Below are 23422 nucleotides of genomic sequence, written 5' to 3'. Positions count from 1 at the left end.
ACTAGATTTCTAAAGAGCTGGCAGATTTCGAAATCTGAACAGCACGTTTTACTTGTTTGATGGCTTGTAAAGCGAATTGCACTTTGTTGGTTGGGATATTCGGAATTGGTATTCCTGATTTTCCTAAGAGTTTTAAGGCAGCACTTCGTTCACTGGTGGGCAAGCCCAACAGGTACGCAAAATATTTATGGGTATTGTCTTTATAGAGTTTTCGTGCTGCATAGCTTTCTGCAAAATTGCGTTTGTAATCAAATAAACGATCAAAGGTTTTTTCAGCATTTTCAAAAAACTGATTGCGATGGAAACCACGCTTTACCAGTTTACCATTGAATTCGGCTTCGGAGGCTTTATAGGAACTTCCGGGAGATAAAGAATACGTATTCGTGACATCTTTACGGCTAACGATAATATGGACATGCAGTTGGCTTCCCTCCTTTTTCATGCCTTGAACGATCATTTTACCGTTCAATTGATGAGGGGCTTCTCGTTCTAATTTTCGAATCTTCTCCTTAATTTCTTGAGCATTCCCTTCCAGTTCATGATTTCGGATTTTAACTAGATCATGTTTGAGTTTGGCAATCTTACTGATATAGGGTTGATTTTTCTGAATGACTTTATCAAAACCTTTATAAGTCCGTTCATACTCCACTTTTGCAAAATATTTGATCTGATCCACCGAAACCGGCCTGTCCCGATAAAAGGCTTTTGCATAGTCTTTCATGACTTCGCGGATATACTTCTTTAATTTTTCCGGATCACTCTTGATATGTTTTAATTCGGGCTGAGAGGGATTAATAGTGAGTGCATAAAATTTGGGCTCATGTTTTCTCAGTTTAGAGGTATTCCGATCGATCTCTTCTACAACGAGTTGAGGAGAAATACGATCGTTATATTGATCAAAGAAATGCTCATGGTGTTCCTGTGAGTGTTCTTCATTTTCTTTCTCCAGGTAGGTCACGTAATCTTCGGCACTTTGTGAAAAAGTGGTTCCCATATGTTGTCTTGTGATAGTAATGTACATGCTATTCTTTTTGTTGTTTAACTTCTACGAATTTAGGTCCGGTAGGTTTGTCAGGTGCTTGCTCAAAAAGCAATTGTAACATGGATACTGCCGGTAAGGTTTGGTGTTTCTCCATGGTTTTAAGAATGGCGATGACGGCGTTATTTCTTTTTCTTATCAAGTTTGCCAAGGTTCGCATATTAGGGCCAAGCATTTCTTTTGGAGAAATTTCATTGTTTTCAAAGAACTCTAACATTAACAATAGCGTCATTGATTGAGAGGTTGAAATGGCTTTACAGTAGCGTCTAAATTTCTTCGCTACTGATGCCTTAATCTTAAAGGTCTCAAAGGGTTCTTTTTCGTATCCTTTATCCATTTTTTAGTAAAAAAATCCTTGTTTTTAAAGGGGCGGCAACCATTTTTTAGTAAAAAACAAGGCCCTATTTTAATCTCTATTTTTTTAATTGATTGAAAATCAATTTATTAATAATTGCAACACTGCGTTAGCATGTTGCCCTCTTGCTATTCCTTTTTGTCCCGGGATCGGGACCAAAAATGCCTACCCGAGGTGGACAGATTCTCTTTAGAAGTTACAGCAATTTTAAGTGAAGTAAAAACGCGATTTGATCTCAAATGAGTTCATTTAAAATTAATGAATAGGGATATAAGTTTGTGCGGGTTTTAGAACGTCAAGTGCATTAAAAAACCTTTAAAAAATCAAAGGTTCTATTTTTTAAATGTTAAATACATAATGATAATTATAGAGGTTCTTAACCGCTTCTTCGTATAAGAGCGTATCATAGTTCAAATGGAATTCTTGGGCATAGGTTTTCAATTCATGACCAAAGATCTGTTCCACATCTTTTTTGGACTGTTCCAACAGTCGTTGTTGGGTTTCCGAATCGAGGTTGTTATAATTAAGATAGATCATAGCAAACCATTATCTGAAAAACTAAAGTAGCCACCATTCGGTGCCAAGATGATATGATCCAGCACATTGATATCCAAATATTCCGAAGCATTTTTAATTTTTTGTGTCAGCCTTTTATCGGATGCGCTCGGCTGTAATTTTCCGCTCGGGTGGTTATGTGCCAAGATAATCCCGACGGAAATACTCTTGAGCACCACACCGAATAATAGTCGTACATCCACCACCGTTCCGGTAATTCCTCCTGATGAGAGGTCATAAATGCCACGTACTTTATTGGCATTATTTAACAAGATCACTTTAAAACATTCGTGTAAAGCGATCGTATCTGTATCCCAATAATCGAACAATAAATCGGCAGCATCCTGTGAACTCTTGATATGTTCGGAACACAGTGTTAGCAACTTTTCTTGATAAGAGATTTTTATTTCGTTAACTTTATAGTCCATTTTTTTGCGAATTAAAATGAGAAATGAAAGAGGGCATTGGGTTAGTAATCAAGCCCTCTTTTTTTGTACTTACATTAGTAATAATTCATAGACAATCACTTCTGTTACATAGCGTTTTTCTTGCTCTTTCGTTTCATACGAACGAGACGTTAATTTCCCATCAATGGCGAGTTCTTTGCCTTTGTTGACATACTTTTCTACGATCTCCGCGGCTTTCCCCCAGGCAACAATCGTGTGCCAATTCGTTTCGGTCTGCTTTTCACCTTTTGAATTTTTAAAGGTCTCATTTGTGGCTAAAGAAAACCGCGCCACTTTCTTTCCGTTGTCCAATTTCGTAATGGTAGGCTCTTGCCCTACATTTCCGATTAATTTCACATTGTTTTTAACTGTACTCATGATATATAGATTTAAATTAAACTTCACTTTTTTGCCCACAACCCGAAGGCTTGATTTACTTATTATATCCGGAGCGTTTTCCTTTTTTGATTCGGACCGGATACCTTCTGCTATGAACTGTTGTATTGGTTTCATGTGATATATTATTGCTTTACTTCCCATAGAGCCGTCGCTGTTAACTTTTTTTGATGCGTACACATTTCAAGATGGACGCCTAATAAGGACTTATAAAAAGAGCGACATAGGAGCCTGATTATGCAGTCTGTTTAGGCTCCATATTGGTGCTTTGCTAGCAAAAAAAGGGAAGCACGGTGAAAAAGAAGTAGCAACTTCAACAGGGAGGCATACACCGTTCAGAAGGTATCGAGGCCCTCAACTATACAATTCAAATACGTAATGACTAATTCGTAGCGAATTCTAACAAAGGTTTTATAGTTCCCTGATCCGCTTCTTTAAGTGCAGTAATATATTGGTTTCTCAAGACGGAAACCTCCAACCCCTGAGAACGACTCCAAGTAAAAGGTTCTTTTTTAAAGACCCCTTCCATCAGAATATCACCCATCAATCTGGAATGCCGACCATTCCCATTCGGGAAGCAATGTATCTGTACGATGCGATGTTTAAATCGAATAGCAATTTCTTCAGGTACATAAACCTCATGATCGATTAGATAATTGGTATCATCCAACAATTTTTTCAACTCAACTCCAATTATAGGCCACTGAATACCGATATTTTTTTGAGATGTTCTGAATTCACCGGCCCATTTCCAAACATCGCCAAACATACGCTTATGAACATCTTTCACAAAGGCCTCCGTAAGCACTTCTTCTTTTTTAAATTTGGCATGGATGGTCCATTCAATTGCTTTTTCAATATTCAGTTGTTCAAATTCATCGAGTTCTTTTTGAAGGCTTATATTTTTGATCAAAAGACCTTCCTTCTCTTCCTCGTTAATCGGTGTTTGTCCTTCGCTATAGTTCAGGTTTAATCCCATAACGATCGTTTCATCTCTCGTTTGAGTTCTTCGGCCAATTCAGCGATGGACGCTTTCAATTTTTCATCAGCGATCCCCTGATCTTCCAATTGCATGGTATGGTTCGTACGCAAGACTATTTTGCGTGCTACCTCAATAGCTTTCCGATCTATCTGATCCTCCAGTGTTCCATCCTTGGGCACAAAGCCATACACAAAATCTAGGTCCAGGGCGTCCGCTGCCTTTTTCAATTTCTTCAAAGATATTTGACCTGTGACCTCTCGTTCCTCAATTTTCTGTACTGCGCCTTTCGTGGCACCCATCTTCATTCCTAACTGTTCCATGGTCATATTCAAGGCTGTTCTGATCGCTGCGATCCAACCTTGTTCAGGTACCAATACTTTTTCCAACCCCAGAAAAGGAGTCAGTTTTTGATCCAATTGTGTTACCAATAATTTTTTCTTGTTCCTCATGACTCAACTATTAATATTATCATAACGTATAAAATATACATATATGTATACAAAAATACAATAAAATATACAAATACGTATATTTAATATAAAAAAAGTATACAAATAAGTATACTTTTATATTATTATATGCAATCTACTTAAAACTCAGTGACATCGAACGATTCCCCTTCTTTTCACGAACTTTTACCTCCCATCGTTCCTTAAACCCGGGAACATTCTTGGGGATCATCAGCACCATTCGCTTTTTTGCTCCCTTCTCTACGATCTCAGGAAATTTGTACTTATATATAATTCCCTGTTCCAGTTCCTGATGGGAAGCTTTCTTTCCTCGAACGCTATTTTTCAAGAATATCTTGACATCCTCTACTTCAAAATCCATCTTAGAATTATTTCCCAGTGACAGCACCAGGTACAGCTCTGATTGTTCATAGACCTTTTGTTCAACGTGCATTTTTAGGCCTTTCACCCTTTTTCGAGCCAACCGTTTCGGTGGTAAATTCAATAGGTATTTACTAAATTTCTCAAAATAGGTGCTTCGATCCTTATAATTATTATTAATCTCATTACGTATGGTCTTTTTAGGAAAATGAGGTTTCTCAAAACCGATACTTTCTTCGGCCTTAATAAAATAATTCAGCTTTGGCAGTCTCTCAGCATACTTCAGTACATAGGAATACACTCTTCCGTCTGACGTAATGGTCAACAGATTACTACCGGCACCAGGTGTCGCCTGCAATAAGGCAAAATGCTGTTCCTGTGTTTGATTAAAGGAAAATTTATAATTGGACTGTCCTACAACCCCCTGCCGAATCGTTTCAGGAAAAAACAACCCGACTACTTCCCGTTCATTCGCATAGATGGTGTCTAATTTTTCCTGACCATGAGCCAATAGACTCATAGTCAACATACTCAAAATAACTACTGCTCTCATAACGATGGTTTTAATACTAATTCATAATTATCTGTAATGGTTGCCCGCACATGTTTATTGGACCGTTGAAATACGCGCTTCAAAACTCCTGCGGAAGGAACCGACGGTATGTTGATCTGGTCAATGGCGTCATCCACCACTTCATTACTAGCTTCCGCTCTAAAGTTGTTGGGCACATAAATCCCTTCATTCCCGTCTTGTACATCATACGCCTTCAACTTTACAGCAAGCCCATTTATATTGGTTATTTCAATATGTACTCTATTGGGTTTGAATGAGACAAAACCATAAACAGCCGTATGTTTTGGAAAGACATGACCGTCAACTATAGCCTCTTTGGTTAATATCAATTCCAAACGATAATCTCGCTTCACCAGCTGCTTTCCATTCACCTTAGCATATACGAGTTGATCTTTATCAACCGAGTTATCCGTCAGCTTCTTCACCAAAAAGAATGAGGCATGATCACCAGTGACCTCAACAGTTCCAGAAGCAGCAGCATCGTACTTCGAAACCAATGATTTTTTCAGTTTCTCAGGTTTCGTAATCTTTATAGATTCCGACGTTTCCGAATATTGAATTCTTCCTTGTCGATAAATGCTGTCCACAATGCGCATTTTCTCCTTATCCAATAAATCCGGATCATATACACCAGCAGAATCCAACAAGCGTTCATCGTAAATGCTCGGAGCATTGGATTCTCGAACCTCCTTCAAATCATCCAAAGCTTCCAATTTCGACTCATAGGTCTTTTGTTCATCTTTCAATTCAGGAATGGGGATACGATTTGCTTCCACTTCCTCTTGATCTTCTTTTCCTAATAAGGAATAAGCGTATACCCCAATAAACAGGGTGACTGTCAAGACAATCCCGCCAAATACAATCTTATTTTTCTTCGTATTCATAATCTTCCAGTTTTTGTAATGTTTTTTCAAAAAAGTTTGTAATTAATAAACCATGCGTATTCTTTGGAAAGTTGCGATCTACATGTAATAAGTTCCCGGTGGTGACCAACCGATAGGTGTCGACTACCGATCCCCTGTTGATCTCAAATACAATAGTGGTTTCAAACTGATAAGGTGTTCTTTGAACATCAACCTTAGAATCAATAGCTAATATCTTTTGAACCAGTGAATATTGCACCAATCGATTGTAAACTCCATCCGCTTTTTTTTGCCGATACAAATCATCCACTGAACTGTTCCCCAACCATAGCGCTTTTTCCAAATTCTTTTCGAGATTACTAGCATCAATCCCATAGAAATACCGATGAAATAGTTCCAAATGGGCCAGGGCCTCCACGCCAAGATTTTCATATTGGTCCACCAATTTCAGAGGCAAGACAGCACCGTCACCATTGACCACAAAGGCCTTATTCATCGTTTCTTTATGTAGTTTGATGACCATCGCTACGCTTGCTAATCCTGCTAATGAAGAAACAATGACCACAGCCAAAACAACAAAGCGGTTGAGTTTTAAGACCTGATAGATATTTTTAAAAGGTGTTTTCATAATTAAGCGGTAAAGAGTTTAAATACAAAGGAGGTCGCACGTCGGTACAGCTTGAATTTCAGCAGTACAATAAATCCTATTGAACCAAATTCAATGATCGGTGCAAAAAACTGACTTCCCCAATCCGTTCCGAAGAGACTGCTCCAAAAGTTGGTATTAATTTCCGTATACAGATTGTTCACAAATACATTGACTAAAAAGAAGGCCGGTACCAACATATACACCCCGGCATAAAGCTTAAAAAAGTTATAGGCCAGACTCCGAAACTTTTCAAAAACAGCCAGACTAATTACCAGTGGGAAAAAGGCTTGCATGATTCCCAGTAAAAAGAAGCGCTCCGCCAGGAATAAGGGATAGATGAACAAATCCAATAACCAAAGAAAAATCGCCAAAATAAAAGCAATGATCTTTAACCCGAACAAAGGTGTTACCAAGGCTTCATATAATAAGGCCATTGCTTTTTTAGCGGCTTCCAAAGCACCCACATCCTGTTCCAAATCCACATCTTGCATTTGCAAAGGAAGGAGTGCCGGAGCCGTATCGCGGTATTGACTTTCAATAGCGACTAAAATTCCATCAAATACATTCAATACCTGTGTTGAAAAGATCACCAGTAATACAATGGCAAAATTCTTTGCCAGTTCCGTAGGTGTCAATCCCCATGTATGCCCATCGGTGGCGGCGATCCCTTCATTGTATTTTTTAATAATATTCACCAGAAAGAATAGAATGGCCAGTGCCTTCATCCCATTTATGGTGTACTGGGCGAAGTCGCTGTTCTTGATGGTCGTAAAGACGGCATCTACATATTCCAATCCTATTCCTAAATACATAATTAATAATTTGCTTCTCTGTTATTGATAATATCCTGCATACGACGAAACGCAATAATCTCACGATATCTACGTGTCTTCGCTTCTATTTCAGCTACCATTTCTTTCGATTCTAATTCTTTTTCTTTAAGTATAGTAGCTCGTTCGGCATCAGTCATTTTCAGATAATCACTGGATAATATCTGACCGATGTAATCCAGACTTTCCAAAGAGTTCTCAATGATCTGATTAAAGGATTCCGATACCCGTTCCACTTCATCTGCTTTGATATACGGTGAATTCAAAATATCCCGGAGATCATCACGTACCATATTGTATAAGCGTTGATTATTACGTGTTAACTCTCGCACAGCCCTTAGCTGCTTGATTACGTTGCTCACCTTTTCAATCCGTTCCTTTTGTTCTTTTAAAAACTTCACCGTTTTTAAGAGTTCAGAGGTCTGCTTGGCAGATTCAATCAAAGACTTCCCTAAGGATAAAAAGTTGGTATTGTCATACACCGGCATACCTTGACTGGTAGCGCCTGCCGGCAATAAGATCAATAAGCCGGCAATTATTAGTTTTCTAATCTTGTTTTTCATACTACTTCGTTTTAAGCATTAATAAATATGTCAATCGCCTTTTCCATAGATTCATGTTCTTCATAAAGGCGTAGAAGTTCCTCACTTTCTTTACCATCCGTTAAATAGGCTGCATACACCGCAGGTGGCACTTCCAACCGAAATACATTACTTTCCTTACCAATCTTGATAAATATCTCCGTGTATTTACGATCACCGGAAAGATTGTTACGAATGGATTTTAATTGATTCAGGTCATGACTAGACAGATTCAATCTGTTTTTTAGTTCTTCATAGCCCTTTTCATTGCGAAGACTATAGATAACCTGTGTATTTTCAAGGATGCTCGCTGAAGTCGCATTCTTAGGCAGTTGATTGATGGATTGCAGTATGATTCCGATGGCACCATTCTGTTTACGGATTGCCTGGTAGTAGAATTCCACACTTTCCAAGACATTACCGAACTTCAATTGTTTGGCAAACTCATCAAATAAGATAATACCACGCTCGGACCGATTCCTCCAAATGGTTCTTTGAATCGCTGATTTGATTAGCTTCAACATCACAGATAATATCTCTTTATTATCCTTGACCTCATCCAGTTCAAAGATGATGAGTCTCTTATCTTCAATTCGATAGGTTTGATCTTCATTGACATCAAAGAGAAAACTATATAAGCCATCTCCTATATATTCAGAAAGAATGTGCAACACATCTTCCAAGTTTAGATGTGTACTAGCTATACCCAATTCTTCTAATAATGAATTCTTTCGTTCCAGAACAAACTCATAAAACCCAGCTAAGGAATGATCTGATATTACGGACTTATAATACAGTCGAATGATCTTTTTTAACGCCACTTCCACAGCTTTGGAAGCATCGGCACCAAAAGCTAACAATTCCAATAAAAACAAGGCTAAATCCTCCAAGCGTTCAGGCCCTACGTCCTTAGCATTTGCTATATAAAAAGGATTAATCCCCAAATTCTTACCCTGCTCATAACGAAGTATAATATGATCATTGGGATATAGTTTGGCAAACTTGGAATACGACCCACCCAGATCAATAATGACCAAGCGTACATTACTTTCGTAGTATTGACGTAATATGTTATTGGCTAAAAAGGATTTTCCTTCACCTGTAGGGGCGAAAATGGCAAAGTTCCGTGCTTTAATTCGTTTCTTTTCAGCATCCCATACATCCTTTAAAACAGGGATATTGTATTGCCGTTCATTAAAAACGATTCCTTCCTTATCCGATTTATAATTACTGTTATTGATGAGTAAACACAGAGCATGCTTCAAATCCGTGACATACAAATCTTCATTCGAATAGTTCGATGAAAAGCAACAATAAGAGTTTAAAAAGAACTGCTTACGCTGTTCCCCTTTTGGATAATACGGAACAATATCCAGTTCTTTAAATTCAGTTTTGATCTTGGATGCAATCCTACTCAATTCAGATACTTCCTTAGACCAAAAGATCACGTTCAAATGTCCTCGAATAATACGGGAGCTATCATCTTCATTAATCTTCTGAAGGATGTCCTCGATCTTAGTAAGAATAACTTTGTTCTGCGTCCCGAAATTCGAACTCTTTTTAAGCTCCTCAATTCGCTTCTCCAGAATCTTACGCCATTTGTGATTGTCATCCAGATAGATAATCTGATTGACCATATGGTTTTCGTTCAAATTCAAACCAATACCATCAACAAACCCTTGATGAAACACAAAGTCATCTGAAGTAAACTTATCATTGGTTTTACTACTAGAAACAGTTTCACCAAAGCACAATTCACTATTGACAGCTAGTACATCAAAATAATGATCACCAATATCAATATGTTTCTTCTTTAATTGAATATCGGTATCGTATCCTTCATTAAAGCCATTAAAGTACCGAGAAGTAACCTCGAATAATGCTTTAGATGAAAGTGCCACAAACCGCAGCTTTCTACTATTATTCAAAAAAGCAATAGCGTCCTGAACCGCTCCTACAAACTCCGTAACCGAATGATCCAACTTTTTATGAATCCCCTTCTCTACTTTTCGAAACGGGTTCGAAAAACGAGATGAATTCATGGCTTTATTCAAGGGTAATGTAAAGAAGAGAAAGCACTGATGCTTCAAATACATCCGACCTTCAAAATAGCCTCTTGTAGCCTTTTGCAAATAAGAATCTCCACGCAATACATTCGCATCATAGGTTACCTTTTCATAGATATCCTGTTTATGCACAACCGTCGTATTCGGTAATGATTTCAAAGCCTGAAACCAAACTCCATGCAAACCCTCAAAATCTTTCGAAGACAACGAGTAGATTTCCGGAAGTTCTCCCTTATAACATAGTAATACATTACCATTACTGGCAAAGACCAAATTATCCTGGATATCTAATATGGGATGATATGTACTTAAATTAATACTATTCATAATCCAGACCGTTGTTTTTCTTATTTGAAATTACTTTCGGAAATACCCTCTTGAAATTCAACACAGATGGATTTCTAACGAGGTAAGACAATGAAGCAAAGAGCTTCAAATTCCATAGAAATACACCCACAATGATCTTCAGACTAAAGGAAAAGATGATTACCAATAGTGACCCTATAACAGATGTCATCATGACCGCAAAAGACGATACGGGCAAGCCCATGATCATAGCTTTCTTTCGAATATTTCTATATACTTCGTACTGTTTCATTACACTACAATTCCAATGAGATAGGTAAAGATGCCTACAACAGCACCCGCAATGAGTACGAAGACTAATACACGTGTGATTCCTTTTTTAAGGTCTGCATTCTCTCCAAAGAAATGCCCGGCATTAAATAAGAAGCCTATTAAAAAGATTACCCCAAGAATAATGGGAAAAATAGCCCGGATGGTATCAGAGATATCATCCACAGAGTCTTCGATCCCTCCTATTTGAGCAAATAAGGAGTTCGACAAGAAGACTAATACAACAAATAAATACAGTGATTTTTTCATATCGAATAGATTTAAAATTGAACCTGATTTTGATATTAGAAAAATACTGTATATTGCTATACAAAACACTGATAATCAGTATTTTGTTAATAAAATATTTATTGATTTCAATTGAAATTAAATCACAATAAATGACAACAATAAAAATGAAAAAATAAAAATGATATGTTAACAAATACAACAAAAAAGAAAAGCAAGACCCTAAAAAACGTCGTTTTGCTGCTGCTTCTCCTAAATTTCTCCACGATCTTTTCTCAAAATAAAGTAATTGTTATTGATCCCGGTCATGGAGGAGTAGATTCAGGAGCCATCGGCATAAACGGCATTAAAGAAAAAGATGTCACACTCAGTATTGCAGAACAAATATTACATCTAAACAAAACCCTATTCAATAACAAATTCGATATCTACCTAACAAGATACAAAGACACCTTAATCTCACTCTCAGACAGAACAAAAATCCCAAGTGTATTAAAAGCTGATGCTTTTATTTCTATTCATTGCAATGCATCTAAAACTGCTTCTAAAGGAATTGAGGTTTACGTTAACAATTCGAATTCGTCGAATTCAAAAAAATCTATAATGTTAGGAACGTCAATCTTAAATGAAACTACTAAAAAACTAGGTTTCATAAATAGAGGTGTAAAATTTTATAATTTTCAAGTGCTAAGAGAAGGTGAAAGCTATCCATCTACACTTATTGAAACAGGATTCTTATCAAATCTAGATGAAGCTCATCATCTCATAAAACTTAAAAAGATTAGAGCATTAGCATTGTCCATATTAATTGGCATAATTGATTTTTCAGTGTTCGAAGTGTAAAAGATCCCACTCATTTAGATTATCAAGTGTTCATAGAGTTATGAAGTTGATAAGTCTTTTAGATAGTCTTAATTAAATTTATTAATTAGTCATAAATTTGACATATTCTGACAAGATATTTTTTGACAAATGGAATATTTATCTAAATTATTGAAATCTAAACGAGAAGAAAAAGTTATGCTGCTAAGGGAGTTGGCGTCAAAAATTGGGGTTGACACCGCGTTAATAAGCAAAATTGAAAATAATGGCAGAAGACCTACGAAGTCACAATTAAAAAAATTATCAAGAGCTCTTGAAATTGATTTCGAAAAACTCCTAATTATTTGGTACGCGGAAAAAATATATGATGAAATAAAAAATGAATCTAAAGCATTAGAAATATTAAAAGTATTGTCCGAAAAAATAAAAATAGATAAAAACTAAATGAACTTAAGCTACTTGGATATTCATCCAGATCAAGATTATATTCCCCCAATTGATGGAAACCAAATGAATTTACCTTTGGAGAAAATGTCGTGGGAAAATTTCGAAAAACTTTGTTTAAGGATGATAGAATCAGTAGAAGGTTTTGACAGGAAAGATTGTGAAATTTTTGGAAGACCAGGGCAAAAACAAGACGGAATTGACATTTTCGCTCGGAGAGATAATAACACTTACCACACATTTCAATGTAAGCGATACAAATCATTTACCGATACCGAATTAGAAAAAATATTTTCGGATTTCGAAAAAGGAGATTGGTTTTCAAAAACGAAAAAATTCTACTTATGTACCTCTGTAGACTTTTCAGACATAAAGCTGCAAAAAAAATTTGAGGAAATAAGATCTACCTTTCATAGTAAAAAGATCGAAGTTGAAAAGTGGGATTATTCTATAATAAATAGAATTCTCAAGACTTATCCCCAAATTGTTTATGATTTCTTTGGTAAAGAGTGGTGTAAAATTTTTTGTGGAGAAGAAGTTTACAACGATGCTATCATTAGTTTTGATTTGGATTCAATAAAGCAGTCCTTAAATAAAGCTTCTCTTTTCCTATCAAGGGTAAAGAACTATTTTGAAAATGAACCAGGCACTCATATTACTAGGAAAGAGACAAAACAAATTATTAATTGGGTAAAATCTGACCTAGTTCACCCAAAAAAAAATATTCTTGTTCTTGAAGGTGAAAAAGGAATGGGTAAATCCGTAATACTTAAGGATGTCTTTCAGGGATTACGAGATGAAAATTATTTAGTCCTAGGTATTAAAGCTGATAAGTATTATGCTACCAGTCCAAAAGAGCTTGAAAATAAAATTTTCTTAAATGAAAATATCACATTCCCTAAAATTATTAAGGCACTTAATACTCATAAGAAAAGATTAGTTGTGGTAATTGACCAACTGGATGCTCTTTCTCAAACTCTGTCCACAAATAGGGAATACATTCAAACTTATAATCGACTAATTAATGAACTAATTGACGAAAATAATATCAGAATCATTATTTCTTCTAGAAGTTATGACCTTAAATATGATGCTGAATTAAGCATTTATAAATCAAATGAATTTCACAGCTTAAAAGCATCATATTTAAGTGAAAAAGAAGTTACTCAGACTTTAGAAAAACTGAAAGTCAAATGCTCACTGAAAAATGTAATAGAATTACTTAGAACCCCTAATCATTTGGAGATTTTTAGTAAACTTCCAAATCGAGACAAGATAAATTTAAATACAATTTCGTCACTAAAAGATTTATATGATGTATTGTGGGAGGAACTAATTATTAAACGAGGTAACCCAAAACTTGCTGAGCTGCTGTATAAAATTTCTACTGAAATGTATAGCAATCAGCAAATTATAATCAAAAATAGATTTTCTGTTGAGTTTGACAAAGAAATTACATATCTGCTAAGTAATCAACTTATTATAATTGAAAATTCGAATATTCAATTTTTCCATCAAACATTTTACGACTATTGCTTTTCAAGGCAATTTGTTGAGAGTTCAACAGATATTTATCAATATCTGAATGAGAACGAGCAGAATTTGGAGATTAGATCTATAATAAAAATGGTTTTTGAATATTTGCGAGAGTATGACCACAATAAATACATATCAAATACTATTTCAATTATTAACTCGTCCAAGTATCGGTTCCATATAAAAGCGTTGATAATTGGAAATCTGGGCATATTGTATAATCCATCCAAAAAAGAAGAAAAACTTGTCAATAAGCTGGTGCTAAAGAATTCTCTTTATGAAGATATTTTTCTTCATTCAGTTCTGTCCAAAAGATGGACTGAGTATCTTTTGAAAAATCAAGTACTTGATAAATATATTTTCCCACAAAAGACTTTATCGAATAAGTTCTATGAATTTTATAAAAAACAATCAATAGTTAGATTCAATTTTCTAGAAAGGTATAATCTTGAGAATATAATAGATTATAGAAAGAATGTTGCTTGGATATTTTTTAGAAATAATATTCATTATGCCCCGGTCTTAATAATGAATTATCTGGACGAATTACCTTCATTTCCGAATAAGGAACATTTTATAGAAAGAATACTAATAAACCTTGACGATTGGAATGATGAATCTCTATTGATTTATTTTGAGAAATACATTCCATTTAGAGAAGAACCTAAAGGAAGGGATAATTTTTGGTTTTATCAAGTTATCGGAAAAATCTCCGAATATCATGAGGATTATGTTTACGATATTCTTAAACCCATATTTAAAGGAGCTTTCTACAATGGCAACTCATGGCATCGCAATGAATTTACTCACGACGAAGAAGAATTACTAAAGAAGCTATATGATCGTTTTCCTGACAAGACTTTTGATTTCGCTTTTAGTTTATTCCAAGAAGTAATAAATGATAATAAAGATAGTACAAATTTTGAAAGCATAAATAGCCCTTTATACCACTGCACTAAGTTTATAGATGGTCTAAGCTCTTTAAAAGATGCACATATTTTTTTGGAGGAATTTTTAGTGAAGCATTTGAAGTCAAAACTTGATGATAAGGATTATATAAAAGTGTTTTTTAACAATTATAAAAACTCTGACTCGGTATTCATTCTTAGAATATTGACATTGACATTTAATGGCACGAATACTTTATTTCTTAAAGAAATATTTGAATTAATTTCCATAATTCATTTAAAGAATGGTCTAAATGGATACGACGATACATTTCAACTATATCTGAGACAACTAATAGGAGCTTCTTTCTCTAATTTCTCAACTGGAAAGAAAAATTTAATCGCCAAAATTTTAATGACCATCCGTAGTCCGTACGATCTAGGATTCAATAAATATGAAGATAAAAATGGAGCACAGAAAGTGTATTTCTATGGATTTGGTAAGAAACGCTATTATTTCATTAAGCAAATTCCAATCGTAGAGATTAACCAAATTCCTGAATTAAAAAAGGCTTATCAAGAATTTAATCGACGATTTGGTGATGTAAATAGCAATGAAGCGCACGACATTTCTTCATCTTCTGGTGCATATACGGTAGGTGCTCCTTTATCTCATAATGCATACTCAAATATGGATTTAGATAATTGGAAAAATAGTATGACTAAGTTCGATGACCATTATATAGAAGGACATGGTCCAAAAGGTGGTAAACTTGAACATTCAAGAGCATTTGAGCAAACCGTCAAAAACGACCCAGAAAAGTATTTCGATTTTATTGATAGCTTGTTCATTGAGGAAAGTATTTCTATAGATTATATCTCTAAAGGCATTGATGGTTTAATTGAAGCTAAATTTAGTCCTGAAAAAGTAAAAATTCTTTATAAAAAATTTATTCAATTAGACTTAAATCAAAGTAATACTATGCATGCCCTGTGGCAATCAAGATACTTGATACAACATAAACTAATTGATCATGAGATAATTACGTTTCTATGTGAAAATGCCAAAAATCATCCAAATCCTGAGAAGCCCATGAATCAAAATGACCCTTCTTTTGATAGTTTGAATACAGTGAGAGGGGCTGCTGTACATAAAGTAATGCAATGCTATGAACATAAAGAGTTCAAAGAAATAATATTTGAAACTACGGAAAAAGCAATTTCCGATCCACAGATTTCTGTTAAGGTTGCGGTAATGCAAAATTTAGCTTATTTGAATCATTTAGATTTAAAAAGAAGTTTTAAAATTTTTATGGAACTTATAGACAGTGAAGATAACATTGAATTACTAAGGAACTCATTTAGAACATCTCAATATTTTAATCACAAATTTCATTATCAAATGCTTACTTACTTCTATAGAATAATGGAGCACAAGGAATTGCACAGTGAAGGGAACGTAATAGTATTAAGTTGGTTAATTGAAAAGATAAATGATGAAAAGCTATACAAGAAATTTGTCAATTTAAGTGATGATGCTAAACTATGTGCACTTAAAATTGCTGAGGCAAATCTATTTGATGAAAATGGAAATCCAAATAAAAAATCGTTCCGAATTTTAAGTAGCTTTCTTCAAGAAAAAGGAGAAGATTTTGCTTCTGCCTATTCCGGAATTATATTGAGAGAATTTAATAATGAAAATTTTTCACGTGTTTATCCTTTTTTGCTAGAGTATACAAAAAGTGACCTATGCATGGCTCAACCGAGTTACTTTTTTCAATTACTGTTAACGTGTACAAGAGATTTTCCAATCCAGTGTTTGACATTAATAAACAATTTAAAGTTCGACCGTATACCAAATATTCAGCTTCGGGGGCATTATGATAAAGAACCTGTACAGATAATTCTGGGAATTTATACCAAGTTGAACATGAACTTAAAAAAGAATAGAAAACATGTAAATAAAGCATTGGATATATTTGACTCCATGTTAAGACACAATCATTTGAGGGCCTCAGTAAATCAAGCGATGTCACTCAACGCTTAAACATATAGAGTAGGTGATCAATCTTTTCATCCTTTATGCAACTAAAATTGATTATTCACCCTATTTTGTTCCAATACATGAAGTATTTCTTCATAATCATAATACAGAACGCCGTTAATCCGGCTATACGGTATGGTACCGTTAATTCTTAAGTTTTGTAGTGTCCCAGGTGAAATACCGAGTAAATCCAGTACCTCTTGTGATCTTAGCCATTTTTTGGTTGAAAATCCACTATGGTTTGATAAAATTTCTTTTAGACCGTCTAGAAGTTCCTTTTTAAACTCATGGAAGTCTTCAGTTGTAATAAATGCGCTTCTCATATCTTTTCAATTTAAAGAGCAAAATTGACCACAATATTTAATGAATCATTTTACTCGGATTTATTGTTTAATGACAAATTTGAAGTGAATTATTGTGTTTTATTCACAATATAAACCCAACTTGGGAAGGATTTTTTGATAATCGGTTTAGACAGTTCAGAGTTCAGAATCTTCAATACGTCTTTCCAGAGAAGCTTTCAGAGTATCTAAAAACTTTGTACGGCCGTTTTTTCGCATTTTAATTTCTAAGTAGGTTCTATAGTAATCCCCAAGCTCAATATTAAAGATTCGTTCAGTAATAGACGCAATCTCTTTGAGGTCAACAGCGCCCGAGTTTATAGCACCGCTACTGTGCAATGCGTAAATTAACTCTGTGAGGGCTACTTTTGATGAAGTCCATTTAAGACGTGATCGTTTATGCATATTCAAAACTTGAGTTGAAGGATTCATTAGGTTATGTAACCTGTTTTGCAGATAACTAGAGAACAAATCAAATGCCTTAACCTTGGCGTATAATATGTCATGAGATGTACTGAACTCTGGTGCACGATAGTAATTCTTTGTATCAGTAATGGTCAAAGAGTTATAATTCTTTCTGGTAAAATAAAGTGCATCATAGTGATTTCTTCTATTGCGAACATATTGCACAAACTCTATGTTATAATTAAAGAACTTATTAGCTTTTCTGATCTTGTGTTTAACGTATTTCTTTTGGGAATTAACACTCGCTTTCGGAAACTGTATTTCCATTGATCTAATTTCACTAAAATAGATCAACTGATTTAGTGGTTGTGATTTTATTCTTTTGAAAAAATCTATCTCGTCTTTCTCACTAATAAAACAAGTTGTTGAAACCATATGGCTCATATCTGAGAGGGTCTTTCTAGATATACGAATAGCTTGATTCGCCTGAGCGATTATTTCAGGATTTTGTTTCTTGATTCCTTTTAAATCAGAATGAAATCGGTGAAGTAACATTTCAAAATCCATAGGCATAAGGAACAACCATTATAAACCACTTTTTGGCTTATAACTAGCAGATGCCCAGAACATGAAATCGATTAGCTTAAAGTGGTTACTTAACTAAAATTTAACAAAAACTATGCCTTATCACATAGCAACTTCAAATTATCTCTTAAAATGTTAAAACAAAAGTTCAAATGAGTAAATAGGCTTGAATGGTGAGTGAAAGAGTAAAATGAATTATTAGGCTTATTTCAGATTAATGTCTTGGCCCCTCAATTTTGATTTTAATGCCGCCATATCATCTGAGACCTTTCTATCAAGAATTTTAGCGTAATGCTGTGTAGTTCTTAAAGATTTATGCCCTAGCATCTTGCTCACTGATTCAATTGGCACTCCATTTGACAAGGTTATCGTTGTCGCAAATGTATGCCTAGCTAAATGAAAAGTTAAGTTCTTCTCTATTCCACATAGATCAGCGATTTCTTTCAAGTAAGCATTCATCTTTTGATTGCTAAGTACCGGTAGTAAATTATCTTCTTTTTCTCTTCTAAAACCTTCATATTTATCGATAATTAACTTGGCAGTTGGTAATAAGGGAATATTACTTCTTGTGTCCGTTTTAGATCTGCGGGTCTTTATCCAAAGATCACCGTCAATTCCTTTTTCTATGTGATTTCCCGTCAATTTTTTGACATCAGCATAGGCTAAACCAGTGTAACAGCAAAAAATAAAAATATCTTTAACCTGATCTAATCTTGGAATTCTAAACTCCTTACTCATCATAGTTTGAATCTCATCCTCGGTAAGAAATTCTCTATTGATCACTTTGAGCCTTGCCCTCCAGTTCACAAAAGGGTCTTTGGTTATCCAGTCATTAGCATACGCAATTCGAATAATTTTCTTGAAGTTTGTAATATACTTTATTGCTGTATTGTGACTGCAATCACGATCCGTTTTTAAATAATACTCATAACCTGTTATAAATTTATGATTAACTTCTTTAACAGGAATATCATTCAACTTATAAGTCTTTTTTATATAATCTTCAACATGTTTTTTAGCGGTTCGATAGCGCTCTGCTGTACCAGCGGCATAATCTTTACCTATTAATTTTTCCACTTTATTATTGTGATCCTGAAAAATTTCTAAAAGCATTATTGGTTTGCTATCCTTACCAACATAAGTATCCCTTACCTTTACTGCTGTTATGTAATCATCATTCTTAATAAATTCTTGATATATACTAAAGACCTTAGCTCGAACATTATCTAAGTAGCTGTTAATTTGCCTTGCCTTCATTGAATGCCCTTTAACCTTACCAGCTGCAGAGCTCCAATTATTCGTATTTACCTTTCTATTGGTACTTAGTTCCGCTCTTTTACTATTTATCGTTATCCGCATATAAATATTAGCCTCTCCGATAGAGTTTGCCTTACTTTTCTTTAAGTAAAATAGCAAATACATTGTATTCGTTCGAGGTGTCAGTGATAACTGCGTCATAATTGCATTAAATATAAGAATTTATTCTTGAATAAAAAACTCTGAAAGCCTTATATTTATTGACATTTTATGTGTTGAAGGTGTCAGTTGAAGAATTTTATAAGTGACACCTTGAGAGCCCCTTTTTATTTGATAATAATTAACGACAAATGAGATTAAATAAAATGAAAAACGCTGTAAACATTTTATTTACAGCGTTTTAGTTAATTTTGGGATTTACCCAGCGGAGAAAGAGGGATTCGAACCCCCGGAGGTGTGACCCTCGCTGGTTTTCAAGACCAGTGCATTCGACCACTCTGCCATTTCTCCAAGTATGTACAAAAGCAATTAAAAATTCGCTTAAGCGGGTGCAAATATAGAAAGCTTTTTTTAGTTACTGAAATAAAATTCTAAGTTTTTTAAGCACGTCAATATCCTAAAATAAATGTACTTTTAGGAGTTCATTATTTAATTCAAATGGTTTTTTCTATAGACCTACTTTGGTTAGTGTTAGTAGGCTTTCTGGCAGGTGTTATCAATATAGTTGCCGGCGGTGGATCACTACTTACCCTACCCATGCTTATCTTTTTGGGCTTACCATCTAATGTGGCCAATGCCACCAATAGAATTGCTATCATAGTTCAAAACATATTTGCTGTTCGTGGTTTTCATTCTAAAGGAGTTTCCACATTTCCATTTAGTATTTATCTGGCTATTCCAGCCGTTATTGGTGCCATTATTGGTGCCTACATTGCCATAGACATTCCTGATGAACTTTTTAATAAAATCCTGGCAGTAATCATGGTTGTGATCGTAATATATATGTTGCTAAAACCAAACGTAAAAACCGATCATATTCAAGAACGTCTTACCGGAAAGTTCTTATGGTTAGGGATCATCATTTTTTTCTTTGTAGGCTTATATGGAGGTATGATTCAGGCCGGTGTTGGCTTTATAATGATCATGGTATTAACAGGCCTCAATCATTTAAGTTTAGTAAAAACAAATGCCGTAAAGGTATTTGTTGCACTCATTTATTCAGTGGCGGCAGTTATAGTATTTCAGAAAGGAGGACTAATCAACTGGAAATATGGCCTTATTTTATCTATAGGAAACGCATCTGGAGGCTGGTTTATGAGTCGTTTTTCTGTAAAAAAAGGTGACGGATTTGTGCGAATACTGCTTATTGTAATTGTTTCAGCCATGGCAATTAAGCTATGGTTTTTTTAACGTTTAATTTCAAAACCGATAAAAACAATCACATCCTTCTTTTCAAAAATTACTTTCTCTACTTTTGATAAAGGAGAGCCCATATGCAACCATTTGATGAAATCATCAAGCTTTGATTGATTGCCTTCGGCTTCAACATACACGCTACCATCAGGTATATTTTTGACAAAGCCTGTTAAACCTAGTTCTCTTGCTTTGCTTTGAGTGTATTTTCTAAACCAAACTCCCTGTACTTTTCCAGTGATTTTAATAGAATAATGCAGTGTTGAATTCATCTTATAAAACTAAACAATCTAATTACTATATCAATAGTTATAATTATCCTAAATTTGTGCTTTTATCATTTCTAGATGAGTAATACTATAGGAAAACTATTTAAACTAACAACTTTCGGAGAATCTCATGGGCCAGCTATAGGTGGTATTCTAGATGGATGTCCGGCTGGATTAGAATTAGATTTAGAAGCTATTCAAAATGAGTTAGACAGAAGAAAACCCGGACAATCAAATATTGTTACCCAACGTAAAGAGCCAGATCAGGTTGAGTTCTTGTCAGGCATTTTTGAGGGAAAAACTACTGGTACATCTATAGGATTCGTCATAAAAAATACCAATCAGAAATCAAAAGATTACTCTGATATAAAAGAGACTTTTAGGCCATCTCATGCCGATTATACCTACACCAAAAAATATGGTCTAAGAGACTACCGAGGAGGCGGAAGATCTTCAGCACGCGAAACTGCCAATTGGATTGTGGCTGGTGCTATAGCTAAGCAGTTATTTAAAGATCTAAAAATAAACGCATTTACATCTTCTGTTGGTAGTATAGCTTTAAATAAAAAATATCAGGATTTAGACCTTGGAAATATAGAAAATAATGCAGTTCGTTGTCCAGATGATACCATTGCACAACAAATGATAGATCATATAAAAGTCATCAAAAAACAAGGGGATACCATTGGTGGCACAATCTCTTGTGTAGTACAAAATATGCCTGTGGGCTTAGGTGAACCTATATTCGATAAACTGCATGCCAGACTAGGACAGGCAATGTTATCATTAAATGCAGTAAAAGGCTTTGAATATGGTAGTGGGTTTGATGGCACAAAGCTAAGGGGCTCGGAGCACAACGATGCATTTAATAATGATGGTTCAACCAAAACAAACTTATCAGGAGGAGTTCAAGGCGGTATTTCTAACGGCATGGATATCTATTTTAAAGTAGCTTTTAAACCAGTTGCCACTTTATTGCAAAAATATGATACGATTGACGCTAAAGGTAATAGTGTTGAAGTACAAGGCAAAGGTAGACATGACCCATGTGTAGTACCAAGAGCTGTACCAATTGTTGAAGCATTGACGGCTATGGTCTTGGTAGACTTCTACTTACTTAATAAAACCAGAAAAATCTAAGTTTTCAACAAAAAAATTTGTTGAATTTATCTAATAATTTCTGATTGCTTAACGGAAATTCTGACGTAAATTTAAGCATCAAAAATACCGATTTCATAAAAGGTAGAGGTGCGCAAATTAACACACATAATCGTTTTTTACAACATGAATACAGTGTAGAAAACGACTTTCTTAACTATTGCCTAAAAGAAGGCGATAATCCAGATACTACCAGAACCCAATACATAGAAATTTTTCCGAAAACAATTCTAAATAAAGTCACTAGCCCTGATATTGGTATGGTCTATTCTATGAATCCTTATCAAGGTTGTGAACATGGCTGCATTTATTGCTATGCCAGAAATACACATGAATATTGGGGGTATAGTGCAGGCTTGGATTTTGAACGTAAAATACTATTTAAAAGAAATGCTCCTGAACTTCTTGAAGAAAAATTGAAAAGTAAAAACTGGAAAGCGCAGCCTATTATGTTTTCAGGAAATACTGATTGTTATCAACCTATTGAAAAAAAGTTAGAGATAACAAGAAAAATGCTAGAAGTTCTTTGGAAATATAGACATCCAGTAGGCTTTATTACTAAAAATGCACTTATTCTTAGAGATCTTGATATTCTTAAAGAAATGGCCAAATTAAACCTAGTGCGTGTAAGCATTTCTATAACTTCATTAAAAGAAGAAACCAGAAGGATTCTGGAGCCAAGAACAGCATCTATTAAAAAACGATTAGAAACGGTAAAAGTACTTTCGGAAAATGGAATTCCAGTGAATGTCATGATGGCTCCAATTATACCAGCAATAAATAGTCATGAAGTTTTTGATTTGGTCAAAAAAGTAAGTGAATTTGGAGCATCTTCGGCTGCATATACCATTGTGCGATTAAACGGTGCTATTGGAGAAATTTTTACCGATTGGGTAAAGAAAACCCTCCCTGACAGGGCTAATAAAATTTTACATCAGATTGAAGAGTGCCATAATGGACAACTAAATGACTCTAGATTTGGAAAACGTATGAGAGGTGAAGGTAAAATTGCTGAACAAGTCGCCATGCAATTTAGATTAGCCCAGAAAAAATTTATGAATGATAGATCAATGACTGCTTACAATTATTCTCTCTACGAAGTATACAAAAACAACCAATTAAAACTTTTTTAAGATAAATTTTAATTTTTGACTGGGAATTTAGCACTTTCAAGTGTTATATAAACAGTCGCTAAACTAACAATTCACTCAATTTCTCAAATATTTCGACA

The 23422-nt window shown here is 34.7% G+C and carries 25 protein-coding genes and 1 tRNA gene; 6 read left to right on the top strand and 20 right to left on the bottom strand.

Going from position 1 to position 23422, the window contains the following annotated elements:
• Position 1: 1 nt before the first annotated feature.
• From mobB to AC1EU5_RS10425, 15 genes are all read right to left on the bottom strand, one after another.
• The gene (gene mobB / locus AC1EU5_RS10495) at positions 2–1021 is read right to left on the bottom strand and encodes a MobB family relaxase (protein WP_480192341.1); all 1020 of its coding nucleotides are present in this window, start codon (positions 1019–1021) and stop codon (positions 2–4) included.
• Position 1022: 1 nt separating this feature from the next.
• Positions 1023–1376: a BfmA/BtgA family mobilization protein gene (locus tag AC1EU5_RS10490; RefSeq protein WP_480192340.1), complete on the bottom strand. Its 354-nt coding sequence runs from the start codon at positions 1374–1376 to the stop codon at positions 1023–1025.
• Positions 1377–1733: 357 nt separating this feature from the next.
• Complete coding sequence (locus AC1EU5_RS10485; protein ID WP_480192339.1) at positions 1734–1931, bottom strand: hypothetical protein; 198 nt, start codon at positions 1929–1931, stop codon at positions 1734–1736.
• A complete protein-coding gene (locus tag AC1EU5_RS10480) occupies positions 1928–2377 on the bottom strand; it encodes a JAB domain-containing protein (RefSeq protein ID WP_480192338.1) in 450 nt (149 codons plus the stop codon). The genes AC1EU5_RS10485 and AC1EU5_RS10480 overlap by 4 nt, the downstream gene beginning before the upstream one ends.
• Before the next feature lie 69 nt (positions 2378–2446).
• Positions 2447–2773, bottom strand: coding sequence for a single-stranded DNA-binding protein (locus AC1EU5_RS10475; RefSeq protein WP_480192337.1), 327 nt, complete (start codon positions 2771–2773; stop codon positions 2447–2449).
• Between the two features lie 400 nt (positions 2774–3173).
• Positions 3174–3770 carry a mobile mystery protein B gene (locus AC1EU5_RS10470; RefSeq protein ID WP_480192336.1) on the bottom strand — a complete coding sequence of 199 codons (597 nt, stop codon included), beginning with the start codon at positions 3768–3770 and terminating at the stop codon, positions 3174–3176.
• Positions 3761–4222, bottom strand: a complete 462-nt coding sequence (locus AC1EU5_RS10465) for a mobile mystery protein A (protein ID WP_480192335.1) — start codon at positions 4220–4222, stop codon at positions 3761–3763. The genes AC1EU5_RS10470 and AC1EU5_RS10465 overlap by 10 nt, the downstream gene beginning before the upstream one ends.
• 136 nt (positions 4223–4358) lie before the next feature.
• Entirely contained in the window at positions 4359–5156 is a 798-nt protein-coding gene (locus AC1EU5_RS10460) for a DUF4138 domain-containing protein (RefSeq protein ID WP_480192334.1), read from the bottom strand.
• Positions 5153–6019, bottom strand: a complete 867-nt coding sequence (gene traM, locus AC1EU5_RS10455; RefSeq protein ID WP_480192333.1) for a conjugative transposon protein TraM — start codon at positions 6017–6019, stop codon at positions 5153–5155. Before traM ends, AC1EU5_RS10460 begins: the two co-directional genes overlap by 4 nt.
• A 22-nt stretch (positions 6020–6041) precedes the next feature.
• Positions 6042–6668: a conjugal transfer protein TraK gene (locus AC1EU5_RS10450; protein WP_480192332.1), complete on the bottom strand. Its 627-nt coding sequence runs from the start codon at positions 6666–6668 to the stop codon at positions 6042–6044.
• A gap of 2 nt (positions 6669–6670) precedes the next feature.
• Complete coding sequence (locus AC1EU5_RS10445) at positions 6671–7501, bottom strand: hypothetical protein (RefSeq protein WP_480192331.1); 831 nt, start codon at positions 7499–7501, stop codon at positions 6671–6673.
• Positions 7502–7503: 2 nt separating this feature from the next.
• The gene (locus AC1EU5_RS10440; protein ID WP_480192330.1) at positions 7504–8082 is read right to left on the bottom strand and encodes a conjugal transfer protein; all 579 of its coding nucleotides are present in this window, start codon (positions 8080–8082) and stop codon (positions 7504–7506) included.
• 11 nt (positions 8083–8093) lie between these two features.
• Entirely contained in the window at positions 8094–10493 is a 2400-nt protein-coding gene (locus tag AC1EU5_RS10435; RefSeq protein WP_480192329.1) for a TraG family conjugative transposon ATPase, read from the bottom strand.
• Positions 10486–10764 (bottom strand): hypothetical protein, encoded by a 279-nt coding sequence (locus AC1EU5_RS10430; protein ID WP_480192328.1) that lies wholly within the window; start codon positions 10762–10764, stop codon positions 10486–10488. The genes AC1EU5_RS10435 and AC1EU5_RS10430 overlap by 8 nt, the downstream gene beginning before the upstream one ends.
• Entirely contained in the window at positions 10764–11051 is a 288-nt protein-coding gene (locus tag AC1EU5_RS10425; RefSeq protein ID WP_480192327.1) for a hypothetical protein, read from the bottom strand. Before AC1EU5_RS10425 ends, AC1EU5_RS10430 begins: the two co-directional genes overlap by 1 nt.
• Before the next feature lie 216 nt (positions 11052–11267).
• On the opposite strand from AC1EU5_RS10425, the gene AC1EU5_RS10420 reads away from it, so the two are divergent.
• The 3 genes from AC1EU5_RS10420 (at position 11268) to AC1EU5_RS10410 (ending at position 16766) form a co-directional block, all read left to right on the top strand.
• Positions 11268–11873: an N-acetylmuramoyl-L-alanine amidase family protein gene (locus AC1EU5_RS10420; protein WP_480192326.1), complete on the top strand. Its 606-nt coding sequence runs from the start codon at positions 11268–11270 to the stop codon at positions 11871–11873.
• Between the two features lie 129 nt (positions 11874–12002).
• Complete coding sequence (locus AC1EU5_RS10415; protein WP_480192325.1) at positions 12003–12296, top strand: helix-turn-helix domain-containing protein; 294 nt, start codon at positions 12003–12005, stop codon at positions 12294–12296.
• Positions 12297–16766: a restriction endonuclease gene (locus AC1EU5_RS10410; RefSeq protein ID WP_480192324.1), complete on the top strand. Its 4470-nt coding sequence runs from the start codon at positions 12297–12299 to the stop codon at positions 16764–16766.
• 41 nt (positions 16767–16807) lie between these two features.
• Here AC1EU5_RS10410 and AC1EU5_RS10405 read toward each other — a convergent pair whose 3' ends face one another.
• From AC1EU5_RS10405 to AC1EU5_RS10390, 4 genes are all read right to left on the bottom strand, one after another.
• On the bottom strand, positions 16808–17086 hold the full coding sequence (locus AC1EU5_RS10405; protein ID WP_480192323.1) for a helix-turn-helix domain-containing protein: 279 nt from the start codon (positions 17084–17086) through the stop codon (positions 16808–16810).
• A 156-nt stretch (positions 17087–17242) separates the two neighbouring features.
• Complete coding sequence (locus AC1EU5_RS10400; protein WP_480192322.1) at positions 17243–18064, bottom strand: RteC domain-containing protein; 822 nt, start codon at positions 18062–18064, stop codon at positions 17243–17245.
• Positions 18065–18298: 234 nt separating this feature from the next.
• Positions 18299–19552 (bottom strand): site-specific integrase, encoded by a 1254-nt coding sequence (locus AC1EU5_RS10395; RefSeq protein ID WP_480192321.1) that lies wholly within the window; start codon positions 19550–19552, stop codon positions 18299–18301.
• A 224-nt stretch (positions 19553–19776) separates the two neighbouring features.
• A tRNA-Ser gene (locus AC1EU5_RS10390) sits at positions 19777–19861 on the bottom strand.
• 147 nt (positions 19862–20008) lie between these two features.
• Here AC1EU5_RS10390 and AC1EU5_RS10385 point away from each other — a divergent pair.
• Complete coding sequence (locus tag AC1EU5_RS10385; RefSeq protein ID WP_480192320.1) at positions 20009–20761, top strand: sulfite exporter TauE/SafE family protein; 753 nt, start codon at positions 20009–20011, stop codon at positions 20759–20761.
• Here AC1EU5_RS10385 and AC1EU5_RS10380 read toward each other — a convergent pair.
• Complete coding sequence (locus tag AC1EU5_RS10380; RefSeq protein WP_480192319.1) at positions 20758–21036, bottom strand: acylphosphatase; 279 nt, start codon at positions 21034–21036, stop codon at positions 20758–20760. The two genes, AC1EU5_RS10385 and AC1EU5_RS10380, sit on opposite strands and share 4 nt — an antisense overlap.
• A gap of 75 nt (positions 21037–21111) precedes the next feature.
• Here AC1EU5_RS10380 and aroC point away from each other — a divergent pair, with 75 nt between their 5' ends.
• Together aroC and AC1EU5_RS10370 are read left to right on the top strand one after the other, a co-directional pair.
• Positions 21112–22173 (top strand): chorismate synthase, encoded by a 1062-nt coding sequence (gene aroC / locus AC1EU5_RS10375; protein WP_480192318.1) that lies wholly within the window; start codon positions 21112–21114, stop codon positions 22171–22173.
• A 44-nt stretch (positions 22174–22217) separates the two neighbouring features.
• Entirely contained in the window at positions 22218–23324 is a 1107-nt protein-coding gene (locus AC1EU5_RS10370) for a PA0069 family radical SAM protein (RefSeq protein WP_480192317.1), read from the top strand.
• Positions 23325–23422: the final 98 nt, after the last annotated feature.

The organism is Maritimimonas sp. 2405UD52-3 (assembly GCF_056591715.1).
The sequence above is the reverse complement of the archived record's forward strand: the minus strand, read 5'-3'. Positions and strand labels throughout refer to the sequence as shown.